Annotated in this window: 11 protein-coding genes; 6 read left to right on the top strand and 5 right to left on the bottom strand. The window is 35.0% G+C overall.

Annotation, left to right across the window (positions count from 1 at the left end; all coding sequences use genetic code 11):
• Together Q0787_RS18835 and hutH are read right to left on the bottom strand one after the other, a co-directional pair.
• The coding region (locus Q0787_RS18835) for a hypothetical protein (protein WP_298904879.1) at positions 1 to 3,137 on the bottom strand (3,137 nt) is incomplete at its 3' end.
• Between the two features lie 472 nt (positions 3,138 to 3,609).
• Positions 3,610 to 5,121 carry a histidine ammonia-lyase gene (gene hutH / locus Q0787_RS18830; protein WP_298904877.1) on the bottom strand — a complete coding sequence of 504 codons (1,512 nt, stop codon included), beginning with the start codon at positions 5,119 to 5,121 and terminating at the stop codon, positions 3,610 to 3,612.
• 126 nt (positions 5,122 to 5,247) lie between these two features.
• Between hutH and Q0787_RS18825 the strand changes: the two genes are divergently transcribed.
• The gene (locus Q0787_RS18825) at positions 5,248 to 6,633 is read left to right on the top strand and encodes a TlpA disulfide reductase family protein (protein ID WP_298904873.1); all 1,386 of its coding nucleotides are present in this window, start codon (positions 5,248 to 5,250) and stop codon (positions 6,631 to 6,633) included.
• A gap of 30 nt (positions 6,634 to 6,663) precedes the next feature.
• Here Q0787_RS18825 and Q0787_RS18820 read toward each other — a convergent pair whose 3' ends face one another.
• On the bottom strand, positions 6,664 to 8,238 hold the full coding sequence (locus Q0787_RS18820; RefSeq protein WP_298904871.1) for an NAD(P)H-hydrate dehydratase: 1,575 nt from the start codon (positions 8,236 to 8,238) through the stop codon (positions 6,664 to 6,666).
• A 327-nt stretch (positions 8,239 to 8,565) separates the two neighbouring features.
• On the opposite strand from Q0787_RS18820, the gene thrA reads away from it, so the two are divergent.
• Genes thrA through Q0787_RS18795 form a run of 5 tightly spaced genes read left to right on the top strand, consistent with a single transcriptional unit; the run spans position 8,566 to position 13,865 of the window.
• Positions 8,566 to 11,010, top strand: a complete 2,445-nt coding sequence (gene thrA / locus Q0787_RS18815; RefSeq protein ID WP_298904869.1) for a bifunctional aspartate kinase/homoserine dehydrogenase I — start codon at positions 8,566 to 8,568, stop codon at positions 11,008 to 11,010.
• Positions 11,010 to 11,930 carry a homoserine kinase gene (locus Q0787_RS18810; protein ID WP_298904867.1) on the top strand — a complete coding sequence of 307 codons (921 nt, stop codon included), beginning with the start codon at positions 11,010 to 11,012 and terminating at the stop codon, positions 11,928 to 11,930. The genes thrA and Q0787_RS18810 overlap by 1 nt, the downstream gene beginning before the upstream one ends.
• Positions 11,931 to 13,226, top strand: coding sequence for a threonine synthase (gene thrC / locus Q0787_RS18805; RefSeq protein WP_298904864.1), 1,296 nt, complete (start codon positions 11,931 to 11,933; stop codon positions 13,224 to 13,226).
• Positions 13,227 to 13,237: 11 nt separating this feature from the next.
• Positions 13,238 to 13,432, top strand: coding sequence for a hypothetical protein (locus Q0787_RS18800; RefSeq protein WP_298904861.1), 195 nt, complete (start codon positions 13,238 to 13,240; stop codon positions 13,430 to 13,432).
• Entirely contained in the window at positions 13,413 to 13,865 is a 453-nt protein-coding gene (locus Q0787_RS18795) for a hypothetical protein (protein ID WP_298904858.1), read from the top strand. The genes Q0787_RS18800 and Q0787_RS18795 overlap by 20 nt, the downstream gene beginning before the upstream one ends.
• Positions 13,866 to 13,932: 67 nt before the next feature.
• Here the strand turns inward: Q0787_RS18795 and Q0787_RS18790 are convergent, their stop codons facing one another.
• Together Q0787_RS18790 and Q0787_RS18785 are read right to left on the bottom strand one after the other, a co-directional pair.
• Positions 13,933 to 16,185 carry a hypothetical protein gene (locus tag Q0787_RS18790; protein WP_298904855.1) on the bottom strand — a complete coding sequence of 751 codons (2,253 nt, stop codon included), beginning with the start codon at positions 16,183 to 16,185 and terminating at the stop codon, positions 13,933 to 13,935.
• 11 nt (positions 16,186 to 16,196) lie between these two features.
• Entirely contained in the window at positions 16,197 to 16,844 is a 648-nt protein-coding gene (locus Q0787_RS18785; RefSeq protein ID WP_298904852.1) for a hypothetical protein, read from the bottom strand.
• Between the last annotated feature and the right edge of the window lie 3 nt (positions 16,845 to 16,847).

The raw sequence follows: 16,847 nt of genomic DNA, 5'->3' as shown, positions 1-16,847 counted from the left end.
GTGTATCCTAATGATCCTGGCTCGAATGAATTTGCTTCTTCACATGAAATCTCCATGTCTTCCACTTCATCAAACTCTGCCATTGGTGCTGGCTCAACTGTAATTGTTTTTCTTGCTGTGATTGTTCTGTCACAATCATCAGTAAAAGTCCAATCTACATATAAAGTTCCACCACACTCATCGTATGTTCCACTTAATTCTCCTTGAGCTTCTCCTGAAATCTCACATGCTCCAGTTCCGCCATTAGTGTATCCTAATGGATTAACTTCATATTGGCTAGCTAACTCACAAGCTATAGAAATATCTTGTACATCGTTAAACTCTGCCATTGGCGCTGGTAATACTGTGATTGTCTTACTAGCAGTGATTGTTCTTTGACAATCATCAGTGTAAGTCCAGTTCACTGTAAGTGTTCCACCACACTCATCGTATGATCCACTTAATTCTCCTTGAACTTCTCCTGAAATCTCACATGCTCCAGTTCCGCCATTAGTGTATCCTAATGATCCTGCCTGAACAGATGCAGCTTCTTCACATGTAACTTCCATGTCTTCCACTTCATCAAACTCAGCCATTGGCGCTGGCTCAACTGTAATAGTCTTTCTAGCTTCGATTGTTCTGTCACAATCATCTGTGTAAGTCCAATCTATATATAATGTTCCACCACACTCATCGTATGATCCACTTAACTCACCTTGAACTTCTCCTGAAATCTCACATGCCCCAGTTCCTCCATTAGTGTATCCTAATGATCCTGCCTGTACAGATGCAGCTTCTTCACATGAAACTTCCATGTCTTCTACTTCATCAAATTCAGCCATTGGTGCTGGTAATACTGTGATTGTTTTCTTAGCTGTGATTGTTCTATCACAATCATCAGTGTAAGTCCAATCAACTTCTAAAAGACCACCACACTCATCGTATGATCCACTTAATTCTCCTTGAACTGATCCTGAAATCTCACATGCTCCAGTTCCGCCATTAGTGTATCCTAATGATCCTGGCTCGAATGAATTTGCTTCCTCACATGAAATCTCCATGTCTTCCACCTCATCAAATTCAGCCATTGGTGCTGGTAATACAGTAATAGTCTTACTTGCTTCGATTGTTCTATCACAATCATCTGTGTAAGTCCAGTTCACTGTAAGCGTTCCACCACACTCATCGTATGATCCACTTAACTCACCTTGAACTTCTCCTGAAATCTCACATGCTCCAGTTCCACCATTAGTGTATCCTAATGATCCTGCTTCGTATGAATTAGCTTCCTCACATGAAATCTCCATGTCTTCCACTTCATCAAATTCAGCCATCGGTGCTGGTAATACTGTGATTGTTTTCTTAGCTGTTATCGTTCTTCCACATTCATCAGTGTAAGTCCAATCAACTTCTAAAAGACCACCACACTCATCGTATGATCCGCTTAACTCTCCTTGAGCTTCACCTGAAATTAAACAAGTGCTTGATCCACCATTAGTATATGATAATGATCCTGGCTCGAATGAATTTGCTTCCTCACATGAAATCTCCATGTCTTCTACTTCATCAAACTCTGCCATTGGTGCTGGTAATACTGTAACAGTTTTCTTAGCTGTTATCGTTCTACCGCAATCATCTGTATATGTATAATCTACGTAAATAAAACCTCCACATGTTGTGTAATCTCCAATTACTTCACCTTCTACTTCACCAGATATTTCACATACTCCAGTTCCACCATTAGTGTATCCTAAAGGACTTGATTCAAAAACTAATGCTTCTGCACAAGTCACTTCCATATCTTCTACTTCATCAAACTCAGCCATTGGTGCTGGGTCAACAGTAATAATATATGGTCCTGCACTTAAAGGTCGATCACAAGAATCTAAACCATCGTAAGATACAGTTATTGTACCACCACACTCATCATATTGAGCATTCACAGTAGCTTCAATAGAACCAGAAACAGCACATGCTCCTTCTTGTACACCATTACTATATGTCGCATCATTTGCTGAAAAACCAGCTGCATCCTCACATGAAATGTTAGATGGGAATGATGGAGCTTCTAAAGTAGCTTCAGGTGTTGGTAAAACTGTAATTGTTTGGCTTTCAGAAACACTTAATCCACAATCATCAGTTGCAGTCCAAGTTCTAATAACCGTTCCACCTAAACATGCTCCATTTAAATTACTCGTATCATCACTTACGTTGATTGACACTTTAGATGAACAATTATCTGTCGCTGTAACGTTCTTTGGTGTAAATGGAATTTGATCAATACAATCTACAACAACGTCATCTGGTACTCCATTTAATACAGGAGGCTCTTGATCTCCACCTCTATATATAACAACTATAGGATCTGCAAAATTCCCACAATTATCTTGAATTGTGTACGTGTATTCCGCATACCACTTACAGTCACTCCCTTTAGAAACTTCAGATTTTTCAACTAATACGTCTCCACAATTGTCAATAAACAATGCTGCAATATCCTCAACAGTAGGACCTTGAGCTTTATCTGAAAAGCACAAGTTCAATCCATTTTCTCCAGTAGGAATTGCTACTTTCTTGTCCAAAAATGGTGGTTGAATATCGCCTCCTGAATACGTTACTACTAGATCTGGCACTACTGTGTTACCACAGGCATCCTTAACAGTATATGTATACACTGCAGACCATAAGCAATCTGTTCCTTCTGGTGCTCCGTCTTTAGTAACAATAACATCGCTACAATTATCTGAATACAACTCAGCAATATCTGCTATTGATGGTCCCTCAGGAGCATCGTCATAACATAAATTTAAGCCGGTCTCTCCAACAGGCAGCACTGCACCATCATTTAATTCTGGTGGAGTTAAATCACCTCCATTGTAGACGATTTTGATTTGCTCTTCAAAGTCTCCACACTTAACATCGTAAGTGTACTCAACTCTCCAGTCGCAATCATTTCCTTCTTGCAAGGTTGTTTTAATAACCTCAGCCGGGATGTCACCACACTGATTTAAATAAAGATTCGCCACGTCAGCCTCTGTAGGCCCCGGAGGCGCATCGTCTAGACAACGGTTGAAGAACGTACTTCGACCGGCATCTTGTGCAAACATTGTACTTGTACTAAACGCAAAAAGCATGATAAAGACGAGTAACGTCTTCACGCTTTTAGTTTGTTTAGTCATAAGATCAATGCTACAACACGATAGGTTTGTAATAGACTGCCAAATTTTGGCGCGCCTACCACTTCGAGTAAAATTGCTCATAAACATAACATTTGGTTTTAAATTAAAATTATCTTAACATTTATATTGACAATACATGTATTGTCAGCAAAGCGCAAATACGATATTTGCGTATAAGCTTCAAAATAAAATATGATGTACTGCAAAGCAGAACATCAAACTAGAATGATGTCATTCTAAATCAATAAATGCTAATAATCAATTGTTGTGCTATTAAACAATTTTTAAGGTAAGAACAGTAAATTTATATGCTATTATTTAATCTACTATTGGGTTGCGAGTGAACAGAACTCACCACAACTTACTTTCAAAAATATATTATAAAATACTGACAGCCAAATAAATTTATCCTTTTTTTTGATATTAAACAGTTGAACATTTTTTTTTGCATTTAATCGAAAAGTAATTCATTTTCGATGTAAAAATCATCGATAAAATGTAAGGTCTTTTCAATCAAATTGTAAAAAATCAAATCTTCTTTAACAAATGGTACTTCAACTCTATAACTATCTAAAAACGACTCAATTAATGGAGAAGACTTTAGAGGTTTTCTGAAATAAATTGCTTGGGAGGCATTAAGCAATTCTATAGACAATACTCTTTTTAAATTATAAACGACTTTGTAGCATTGTGTGGCTGCATTAGCACCCATACTTACATGGTCCTCCTGGCCATTACTAGAGACAATACTATCTACACTGGCTGGTGACGCTAATTGCTTGTTTGCGCTTACGATACTTGCGGCTGTATATTGAGGAATCATGAACCCAGAATTTAACCCAGGATTGTCAACTAAAAATGCAGGCAACCCTCTCAGTCCTGAAACTAATTGATAAATTCGTCTTTCAGAAATATTTCCAAGCTCTGCCACTGCGATTTTTAAATAGTCTAAAGCTAGTGCCAAAGGTTGGCCATGAAAATTTCCACCAGATATAATTTCATCTTCACCAACAAAAATATTTGGATTATCGGTTACGGCGTTAATTTCGGTTTTAAAGACTTTAGACACAAAACTCAAAGTATCTTTTGTTGCGCCATGAACTTGTGGAATACATCTAAACGAATAAGGATCTTGTACATGTTCCTTTTTCTGTTGGATAAGCTCACTTTCTTCTAAAAATGTCCTAACGCGTTCGGCAGTTTTGATTTGCCCTTGGTGTGGTCTAACTAGATGAACCAACTCATTAAATGGTTCTATTCTTCCGTCAAATGCTTCGAGTGAAATGCTACTTATTAAGTCGGCAAAATAAGACAACTTATAAGATTCCAGAAGTAAATGAACTCCGTAGGCACTCATGAATTGTGTTCCATTTAATAGCGCCAAACCTTCCTTTGATTTTAGTTGGATGGGATCCCAATTAAACTGAGTCAATATCTCTTGAGCTTTACAGACGTTTCCTTTATAACGTACCTCCCCTTTTGCTATTAGTGGTAAAGCCAAATGTGCAAGAGGAGCCAAATCTCCTGATGCCCCTAAAGACCCTTGGGTATAAATAACGGGTAGAACGTCGTTATTATAAAAATCTATTAATCGCTGTACCGTTTCTAACTGAACACCACTATGTCCATAACTAAGGGATTGCACCTTAAGCAATAACATTAGTTTCACAACAGGTTGTGGTACTTCATCTCCAGTACCACATGCATGTGACATTACCAAATTTTCTTGCAACTGCGTCAACTTATCTTTGGAAATCTTAACATCACATAAAGAACCAAATCCTGTATTAATTCCATAAATAGGCTCATCTTGATTCTTAATTTTTTCATCAAGATAATCTCTACATTTTTGGATTTTATCAATCGCTGTTTCTGAGAGTTCTATCTTCCTATTCTGAAAAATGATATCACAAATAGTTGTTAGTTCTAATATTTCCGAAGATATAAAATGAGTCGTGTTCATATAAAAATGTTTCGGTCTCAAAATTCAGAATAACATTTCTACTTTGCAACAAATGTTAATAATTAATAAAATGTGAATTAAAATATTAATAATCTGTATTTTTGAGTAACTAAAACAATTATAATTATGAAAAGATTAATTATTGCTCTTTTTGCAATGTCTATTATTGCATGTGAGCAAGAACCTAAAATTGATTATGCTGTGCTTTCTGGAACAATCGAAAATTCAAAAGCTACAAAAGCAGTATTATCAAATGCCGATTTTAAATCGGAAATTGAAATCAAAGAGAATGGTACTTTTTCTGACACATTACGTATTTCTGAAAATGGATTTTATTCACTCTCTTTTGGACGAGAAAGTACATCAATGTATATCAAAAAAGGAGATAACATTAATGTTACAGTAGATGCTAAAGAATTTGATGAAACAGTAACTTATACTGGTGAAGGTTCTGTAGAGAACAACTACTTAGCTAAAAAATATCTAAACAATGAAGAAGCCACTAAAGATGCGGCTGTTTTTTATGCTTTAGAAGAAGGGCCTTACAAAGAAGCTCTTGCTAAAATTAAATCTACAAATCTTGATGCTTTAAGTGCGCTTGAAAATGCAGATGCCGATTTTCTTGCTACTGAAAAAGAGAATTTAGTTTATGACGAATATGGTATGATAGATCGTTATGGTAGATATCATTCTTATTATGCGAAAAAGCCAGATTTCGAAGTATCTGAAAACTTTGTTCCTGACGCTATAAAAAACTTAGCTTTAGATAATGAAAGAGCATACAAGTCTTCTCAAGCGTATAGAAGTATTGCAATGGGTAAATCTCTAGATCCAATTTATGAGGCTATTGGAGATGATCACCTTGCCACTACAACTGAACATTTAAAAAGTATTGAAGCAATTAAAATACCAGCTTTAAAGAATGACATCATTACCAATCTAGCTGGTTTTCTTGTATCTCCAGGAAATCCTAATATGGAATCTATACATAACTTTTTTATGAGCAACCTTACAAATGAAGATGCTAAGAAAAGTTTAGTGGAGAAGTATGAAAAAAATAAGGATTTGATGAAAGGTAAACCTTCTCCTGTTTTTAGCAATTATGAAAACCACAAAGGAGGCGATATGTCTTTGGCTGATTTAAAAGGAAAATATGTTTACGTAGATGTTTGGGCTACTTGGTGTGGACCATGTATTAGAGAAATACCATCTTTAAAAGAGGTTGAAAAGAAGTTTCACAATGAGAACATAGAATTTGTGAGTACTTCTATTGACGAAGTTAAAGATCATGACAAATGGGTTGACATGGTAAAAGATAAAGAATTAGGAGGTGTTCAATTAATGGCAGATAACGCTTGGAAGTCTAAGTTCGTTAGAGATTATGCTATTGATGGGATTCCACGATTTATTTTAATAGATCCTAATGGAAATATTGTTAGTGCAGATGCGCCAAGACCTTCTAATCCTAAATTAGTTGAGTTACTTGAGCAAGAGCTTAAAATGCAACCTTAAGCAACCTATATATAACTAAAAAAAGCCACTTTAATGAGTGGCTTTTTTTGTGTCTTCTTTATTACTTTGACCTTCTGCAGCTTCGGGTTGTTCTGGCTGTCTAAATAAATCAATATAAGCCTCTCCAAGTGCTTCAATTACATGACTAGCAATTAAACTCTGATAGCCCAAATCTTCAATAGCGATATCTGCAGCTCTTCCATGTAAATAAACTCCAAAAACAGTAGCCGCTAGTGCATCATAACCTTGTGCCATTAAACCTGAAATAACACCTGTTAAAACGTCTCCCATTCCGGCTGTTGCCATACCAGGGTTTCCAGTTGTATTGATATAATATTTGTCATGAAAAACTGTTATGGTATTCGCTCCTTTTATAACAACAACAGCCTTATACTTTTTTGAAAATGCCTTCGTTTTTTTGAGTTTATCAAAATCGTCTTTCCATTTACCAATTAATCGTTCTAGTTCTTTTGGGTGTGGTGTTAAAACACATTGCTCTGGAAGTAGTTTCAACAACGCTTTTTTCTTGGATAGCATGTTTAATCCATCTGCATCAATAACCAATGGAGTTTTATTAGTTTTTAGGAATTTCTCCAAAGCAGAAATCGTCTTAACATTCGTGCCCATTCCAATTCCCAATCCAATAACTTTTGGTTCTATATCAAATGAAATGTTAGAAATAAAAGTTTCCTCCTCGTCTGTAATAACCATGGCTTCTGGGAAAGCTGTTTGTAAAATTTGGTAACCACATTTTGGAACAAAAGCGGTTACTAATCCTGCTCCTATAGAAAGTGCTGCACGACTTGCCAATACAACTGAGCCCATCTTTCCATAACTTCCACCAAGAACTAAACTATGTCCGAAATCACCTTTATGAGCAAATTTCTCTCGAGGTTTATAAATAGGCAATACTTCATGTTTTCCTATTAAATCTGCCTCTGTTTCTGTCATAAACAAAAACTCTCGATCAATTCCAATATCTAGTACTTCCCATTGCACAGAATACTTTGATGTTTCGGGTAAAAAGAAAATGAGTTTTGGTGACTGGAAACTTAATGTATAATTAGCCCATACCACTCCATTTTCATCTTCAGGAACTTTATCTGTATAAGCTCCAGATGGAATATCGACAGACAAGGTAAATGCTTTGCTATTTCTTAAATGAACAAACAAGGATTTTACCCAGTCATTTACAGGCCTGTTAAGTCCTATTCCAAAAATTGCATCTACGATAATATCATCTTTATGTATTTCTGGAAAATCGGCTTCGCAGCTTAACATATTCGGCCATTTCTTAGTAGTTTGTTTGATCAAATCATAGTTTACTAAAAAATCTGGAGATCGTTTATCGCTACAATTAACCACATAGGTATTAACATTATATCCATGCGTTATTAAGTGTCTAGCAATAACCAATCCATCACCTCCATTATTTCCAATGCCACAAAACACATGTATGGGAACCTGAGCTCCTTGCATGCGTACATGTAGCCAATTAAAAATTTGTATTCCAGCACGCTCCATTAATTCAGTAGAGGAAATATTTTGCTTTTTTGACGTTAGTTGGTCGCCTTCGTAAATTTGTTCTTTAGAAAAAATCTTCATGTAAGAGGTTTATAATCTGTTGTTAAATTGATAGCTTTTTTTCTTAACAAGGTACTTTATACCATTAGTCTAATTTTAAACTAAAAAACAGGTAAAACAACCTTTTAAGTTTTTTTATTCTTGTAAAAATAATACATTTGAAAGGTATAGACGATTTTTATGTTAAACGACACGCAAATATCCTTACATCATACCCTAATATTCAATGAGGCAACTCATGGCATGACTACCCTTAGGGGTTTTTAGTTTGTCATATACTCAACACATTATAAGTCCTTGCTTAAAGGATTAAAAAAGAAAAATCAACTCATTTATAAATCACTACAAATGAATGTTTTAAAATTTGGTGGAACTTCTGTAGGTTCTGCAAAAAACATAAATAACGTTATAACAATCCTTAATGATTATGCAAAAAAGGATAAAGTAATTTGTGTTGTCTCAGCCGTTGGCGGTATTACAGATAAACTTCTTAAAGCGGGAGAATTAGCACAAAATAAAGACAAAAGCTACGTCTTAGAATTTGATCAAATTACCGAAAAGCATCATTCTATATTAGAGACATTAATACCTTCAGATAATACTGAAATTTCCAACCGCTTGAATGCAAAATTGCAGGAGTTAAAAAGCCTGCTAGATGGTATTTTCTTGATTAATGAGTTATCTCAAAAAACTTCAGATAAACTTTTAAGTTTTGGCGAATTGTTATCATCATTTATAATTGCAGAAACTATAAAAAACAGAGGTTTAAACTGTCTTAGAAAAAATAGTCAAGATCTTATCATTACAAATTCCAATTTCACCAAAGGAGAAGTTCTTTTAGAACTAACGAATACTAACATAAAAGACTACTTTTCGGAAGCTAAAGAGCGCATCACGATATTACCAGGTTTTATTTCAAAATCTGAATCTGGCGAGCAGACGACTTTAGGACGTGGAGGATCAGATTTTACTGCTGCACTTGTTGCGTCAGCTCTAAAAGTGAATAGACTTGAAATTTGGACCGACGTTAGTGGTATGTATACTGCGAATCCTAAACTTGTGCAACAAGCAATTCCGATTAAAAAGTTATCTTATCAGGAAGCGATGGAACTCTCTCATTTTGGCGCCAAAGTTCTATATGCTCCCACTGTACAACCTGTTCTAGATGCAGAAATTCCTATTCTAATAAAAAACACGTTAAAACCAAATGACGAAGGGACTCTCATTTCAAAGTTAAATGAGCAAAACGGATTAGCAGTAAAAGGAATTAGTCACATTAGTAATATTTCACTAATTACCCTTCAAGGAAGTGGAATGGTTGGTATTCCTGGTTTTTCGAAACGCTTGTTTGAAACCTTGGCAAATGAAAAAATTAATATCATTTTAATTACACAAGCCTCATCAGAGCATTCAATTTGTTTAGGTATTGATCAAAGCCATGTAGACATCGCAAAATCTGCTATTGATACTACTTTCGAGTATGAAATATCACTTCATAAAATAGACCCTATACTTGTTGAAAACGACCTTTCAATTGTAGCCTTGGTAGGAGACAACATGAAAAATCATCAAGGTATTAGTGGAAAAATGTTTAGAAGTTTAGGCAAAAACAATATTAACATAAGAGCCATTGCCCAAGGTGCTTCTGAACGAAACATTTCTGCAGTAATTGCCAATAAAGATGTTAAAAAAGCACTTAACACATTACACGAAAGTTTTTTCGAGGTTAAAACAAAACGACTCAACGTTTTTATCACAGGAGTTGGTAACGTTGGCGAAAAACTTATTGATCAAATTCAACAACAACACGCCTTTTTAATGAAAAAATTAAAGATAGACGTTAGAATTGTTGGAATGGCCAATTCACGCAAGATGATTTTTAATGAAAATGGGATCGATTTAGATAATTGGACATCTCAATTTCATTATGCAGAAAAGTCGAGCTTAGGTGGTTTTTTTGACAAGGTTATTGCTCTAAATTTAAGAAATAGCATCTTTGTTGACATTACGGCAAATGAGGCCGTAGCTAAACTTTACAACGACTATTTAAGACAAAGTATCGCCGTTGTAGCATGTAATAAAATTGCCTGCGCTAGCTCTTATGATACTTATAAAGAATTGAAAGGATTGTCTCTAAAATACAACGCGCCATTTTTGTTTGAAACCAATGTTGGCGCTGGATTACCAATCATTAATACACTAAACAATTTAGTCGCTTCTGGTGATAAAGTAACCAGTATTGAAGCTGTTTTATCTGGTAGCTTAAACTTTGTTTTCAATAATTTTAGCGATAAAAACAACTTTCATGACACTGTAAAGCGTGCGCAATTTGAAGGTTATACAGAGCCCGATCCAAGAATAGATTTAAGTGGTATTGATGTGGCTAGAAAGATGTTAATTTTAGCCAGAGAAAACGGAATGAAAATGGAAATTGAAGACATAGAAAATGAATCTTTTTTAACCAAGGACAGCTTAGAAAGCAGTTCTATTGATGATTTTTATGAAACTTTAAAAACTAATGAAGATCATTTCCAAAAGCTGTATACGTCTGCTAAAAACAATAATTGTCAACTCAAATATGTTGCAGAATTTAAAAAGGGTAAAGCCAAAGTTGGGCTCAAAGAAGTTCCAGAAGGTCATCCGTTTTATAATTTGGAGGGTAAAGATAATATTGTAATGTTCCACACAGAGCGATATCCAGAGCAGCCACTTATAGTAAAAGGAGCTGGTGCTGGAGCTGATGTTACTGCTTCAGGACTTTTCGCCGATATAATAAGAATAGGAAACAACTAATGAAGGAACTTAAAATATTCTCACCTGCCACTGTAGCAAATGTATCATGTGGATTTGACGTGCTCGGATTTTGTTTAGACTCTATTGGGGACGAAATGGTTGTAAGAAAAACGGACAAAAAAGGTATCCATATTACAAAAATCACTGGTTACGATTTACCGTTCGATCCTGAAAAAAATGTTGCCGGTGTATCCGCATTAGCATTATTAAAAGACGTGCAACCTGATTTTGGTTTTGAGATTGAAATCTATAAAAAAATCAAACCCGGAAGTGGTGTTGGAAGTAGTGCTGCAAGTGCTGTTGGAAGTGTATTTGCAATGAATGAAATTTTGGGAAGACCTTATAATAGAACTGAACTCACTAATTTCGCTATGAAAGGCGAAGCCTTAGCAAGTAAGAGTGAACACGCCGACAATATTGCGCCTGCTATTTTTGGTGGATTTACGCTCGTTAAATCAGTTGCGCCTTTGGATATTTTACAACTTCCTACACCTAACGATCTATGGGCCGTAATTATTCATCCTCAAATTGAAATCAAAACGGCAGAAGCTCGGGCTATTTTACCTAAAAATATACCTTTAAAAGATGCCATAACACAATGGTCTAATGTTGGTAGTCTAGTACATGCCTTACATTCAAACGATTATGATTTATTAAGTAAATCGCTAACTGATGTCGTAGTAGAACCACATCGAAGTAAACTTATCCCACACTTTGATTTAATTAGAGAAACTGTACTTAAACACGGAGCATTAGGTTGTGGAATTTCAGGTTCTGGACCTTCTATTTTTAGTTTAAGCCATGGCCATAAAAAAGCTCAAAATGTTGCAGAGGCAATCCAAAACGTATTTGTCAAGACAAATATTCCTTTCGAAATATATATTTCAAAAATAAACACCCAAGGCATCAAAATTTTATAAATGAACTATTACAGTCTAAATAGAGAAGCACCAAACACAACGTTCGAAAAAGCAGTAATAAAGGGACTTGCACCAGATAGAGGTTTATATTTCCCAGAACACATTACCCCTTTACATCCATCATTTTTTGAAACTATTGGAGACAAATCTAACAGTGATATTGCTTTTGAAGCCATTAAACAATTTGTAAGCCCTGAAATTCCTGAAGCCGTATTAAAAAAGATAATTGAAGAAACACTTACGTTTGATTTCCCCATAATACCACTAAATGACAACATATCAACTTTAGAATTGTTTCATGGACCAACCATGGCTTTCAAAGACGTTGGTGCACGATTTATGGCGAGGTGTCTTGGTTATTTTAATCAAAACAACACGAACGAAGTTACAGTTTTAGTTGCTACTTCAGGAGATACTGGAGGTGCTGTTGCTAATGGCTTTCTTGGTGTTGAAGGTGTAAATGTTGTCATTTTGTATCCTTCAGGAAAAGTTAGTGATATTCAAGAAAAGCAACTCACAACCCTTGGTCAAAATATCACCGCACTTGAGGTAGATGGAGTTTTTGATGACTGTCAGGACATGGTGAAAAAGGCGTTTTTAGATGAATCGATTACTCAAAAAACACAATTAACATCTGCCAATTCTATCAACGTAGCAAGATGGTTACCTCAATTATTCTATTTTATGTTTGCTTATAGGGAATTGCATAAAAAACATAACAACATCGTATTCTCTATTCCTAGTGGAAACTTTGGAAATATTTGTGCTGGTATGATGGCACAAAAACTGGGACTCCCAGTAAATCATTTTATTGCTTCAAACAATGCAAATAATGTTGTTACCAATTATTTAAAAACCAAAAACTATAGTCCGAGACCTTCAGTACCAACTATTAGCAATGCGATGGATGTAGGAAATCCAAGTAATTTTATTCGTATTCAAGAAATTTATAATAACAATTTTGACCAACTCAAGACTAACCTATCATCATTTAGTTATACCGACGCTCAAACCAAAGAAGCGCTATTAGAAATTTACGAGCAGTTTAACTACGTTGCAGATCCTCATGGTGCTGTTGGCTATTTAGGTTGCAAAGACTATCTTAAAACGGACAATAGTGCCCATTGTGTTTTTCTTGAAACGGCACATCCTACTAAATTTTTAGACGTTGTAGAGGGTGTTATAAAAACTCAACTCAAACTGCCTCCTCAAATTAAAGCAGTTATAGATAAAGATAAAGTTGCTATAAAGATTTCTAGTTACCAAGATTTGAAAGATTTTTTACAAAATCGTTAATCCTATTTATCATGTCAGAATTACCTAAGCATCTTAATCTCATTTTTTGGGGTGTTATAATTATCATTATCGATTTTCATATTTCCAGTACCACAAACGGTTTCGGGCTTAAACTGGATATCCTTCATGATATCATTGGAGCTACTATGGTTTTTAAAGGTGTATCGGGAATCTCAAAAATTCAAGTTGATAACCCCCATATTTAAAGCAGCAATTAAACATGCATTAGTTGCCTCTGCAATTCAAATTCTGTTTTCATTTTATGACATTGTTATATACAATGTTCCGCTATTCGTTGGAGTTCTAATAGATCTTTTAGATCTTTATATTCTTTGGGGAATAATTATGTTTTGTAAATCAATGATAGTACTTTCTGAAACGTATAACCTTGAGCCATTTATAAAAAAATGGAATACCGCAAAACAACTATTTTTATGGCTAAACTTGATTCCTTTAGGAATTCTTCAAGTTATCATTCTCGTCTATTTGCTTTCTAATATAGCTGTTGGCCAATGGCATATGGAATCTGTGTTTGGTGTAACATTATCCCTAATTTTAACAACTACAATACTGTTAATTCCACTAATTTATGCCCTTGTAATCCTATACCAAATGCGAAAATTTAAAAGATTTTATTAACTAAGAAACTCATTAAATTTAGTCATATAGCCTGATTCGTAGCACATTTGAACGTATCGTTTCTTCTTTATTTCGCCATCTCTCTTAGGTAATTCAAAAAATATGCTCCATCTGTCACCAATTTATTTGTTTGTTCATATCGGGTATAATCGACGCCTCTTTTTTTCAAAAGTTCTCTGGCATCAGATAAAATTTCACTCAGAACTTCGGGATGTTCCTCTAACATTTTCACTATTTTCTTATAATTGATGTTTGACAAACTTATATTGGAATTATTGAAACCAACAACGCTGCTTACTTCACTAGTTTCTCTAGTTGTAGCTATAGTTTCGACAGGTAGCACTGTTGTATTTGTAACCACGTCACTATGTGCCTTATTACCTTCATTTTTATGAGTATCGCTTAAATTATTATATTCTTCAATTCGGAATGATTCGTCTTTTTCTTTTAGATAAGACAAAATCATATTGATTTCCTTTTTCAGCTTATTTATTTCATTTTGCTGTGCAGTTAAAACTTGAGATGTATTATTGGCATTTATACCAACAGCTAGGTTTATCATTGACAGCGTATTCGTTTCAGAAGCAGACCATGCTACTCCCACAACCTTAGCATATTCTGAAAGTTTAAGTTGCTTTGGTGAAATGGCTTTTCCAATACCATCATTTAGTCCAGATGGTACGATATAATCGCCTATAGAAACTTTACCAATAACCTTCACGGGAACTTGCCCCATAAATGCTACTTTTTCATAATATTTCTGATGTTCATCATCTTGCATATTACCAAGCACTATGGGATTTTGAGAAATCACCATGTAGTGATCTGCCTCTTTGGTATTCTTAGTAATCTTACCTCCAATTACACCAACAATATCCCCAAAATTAAAACCCTCTGAGTAATCATTTTTTTCAAGCCATTCAGCATAATCACCAAATCCCGATGAAAAGGAAACTCCAACATTGGCTGCATTATAGGTGTTAATTGCAGTCCAATTTGCAATAACATTCACCATTTCAAACCCTTCAACGACAGCTACATCAAAATCGTCTACACCAATAACATCAAATGCAACCATAGCCACTTGAAAAGCCGTTTCTAAAGCCACCATTGTTGTATGCCAAACAAACATAAAACTACCTGATAACTCTCCCGAAGTTTGACCTTCTATTCTACCGTATCTCACATTGTTGGCATTAGTAAACGACAAGAAATTATTTCCACTATTTGGCGTTCCTCCAGAAATTCCAGTTAACTCAATTGAAATACCTTGTCTACTTCCTTTTACACGTAATGGATGAGCCGCCGAAAACAAATCTCCTCCAACTGCATCCATATTAGCATCAACAATAACTTGTCCGTTCAAGTTACTATTTGAATTCACCGTAAGCGTATTACTTAATGTGGAAGTCCCTGTAACCGCAAGCGTACTATTTAATGAAGTACCACCATCAACACTTAAATTCCCAGATAAACTAGCGAGGTTTCCATTATTCACATTAAACGCGTTATTAATATTTGTTACACCATCAACATCTAGGACATTTAAGGCAGAGTTCTGTGTTACTGAAATATTTTCGAAAATGCCATCACTAAAATTAGAGATCCCTAATACATTTAAATTTCCCTCAAGCAAAGTATTCCCAGATACTGTCAAATCTGAATATAAATTAGTATCTCCTCCAACTGCCAATTCGCCATCAAAACTCACCAAGCCATCAACTGTCAAATCTCCTGTAAGATATGTTGGGCTTTGATTGTTAACCGTTAAATTACTATTAAGGTTAGTGTCATTATCAACAGTTAAAGTTCCCGATAACTCTGTAGGACTCTGATTATTAACAGACAAGCTATTATTTAAATTGGTTGCTCCATCAACATCTAATGTTGAAGTCGCAATAATTTCTCGATGTCTAACGTAAGGAATATACGTTAGTTTTTGATTACTAAACTCTACCAGACCATTGCCATCAAAAAGATCTATCTCAACCTTTAACTGCTTAGGGTTATTCCAATAAATTTGTCCAAATAGTGTTGGGCTTTGTGATGTAACTGCACCTTGGCCAATCATGAGGTTAATCATTCCAAAAGGATCGGTTTCCGTTTGATGAGTTTCCTGATAAATAACTGAATTTGAGTCATCTAAAATAGTAAAGCGCACCTCTAGTGGGGCATTTGGCAAGTTGTTACTTTGAATATCTACTCCTGGAATCTCTTGAGGATTATTGTCAATAATAACCGCTTGATAATTGATTCCATCTGTTTGCGCAAATACAATAACGTGTAACATTAACATTAATAATAGTGTGGTCTTCTTCATGACGTTTTAATTTAAAATGAGCAGTTACAATTAGGCAGACTTATGATAATACCAAATCCAAATTGATGTGCCGTGAGTTTTAATTCTTCTTTATCTATAGCATTACCTTGGTCTAATAATGCCGTTTTTCCAATGGAATAATTTGCTGTAATAAGGGTGTTTCTTGAAATTGGATAGGTCATCATTAATCCGCCTCTTAAGAAAAAAATATGATTATTAAATTCTTCCTCTCCTACAAGATTGAATACCTGATTATTAACCGTTTGATTGCCCTGTATTAAAAATTCTGCTGAAACGTTTCCTTTCAGAAAAAAGGAAAAATCCCGAACTCTAAATAATCTAAAATCGAGACCTGCTTCCAAACCTATATAGGTAACATCCCATTCAAAGAAATTATCAAGGGTTCTATCACTTCCAATGGCGCCATATCCATTGTATGTCGCACCAATTGAAAAAAAGAATGTCTCTTCATTATTAATCACATCTCGATACCCCATTTTCAAATATGTATTGGATTTAGATTGCAAGTTTTCTAATCCCAATCCTAAAGAGTTTTTATAATCAAATGCTGAAATGGTCTTACCCAATTCTAGATAGAGTTGCTGCGTATAACCTAAGAATGAATTCGCTATTACTAATAAAAAAACAATACGTTTCATACC

Origin of the sequence: uncultured Psychroserpens sp. (assembly GCF_947492715.1) — a bacterium.
In the GTDB taxonomy this organism is placed as follows: Bacteria; Bacteroidota; Bacteroidia; order Flavobacteriales; family Flavobacteriaceae; genus Psychroserpens.
This window is presented reverse-complemented; position numbering and strand designations above follow the sequence as displayed.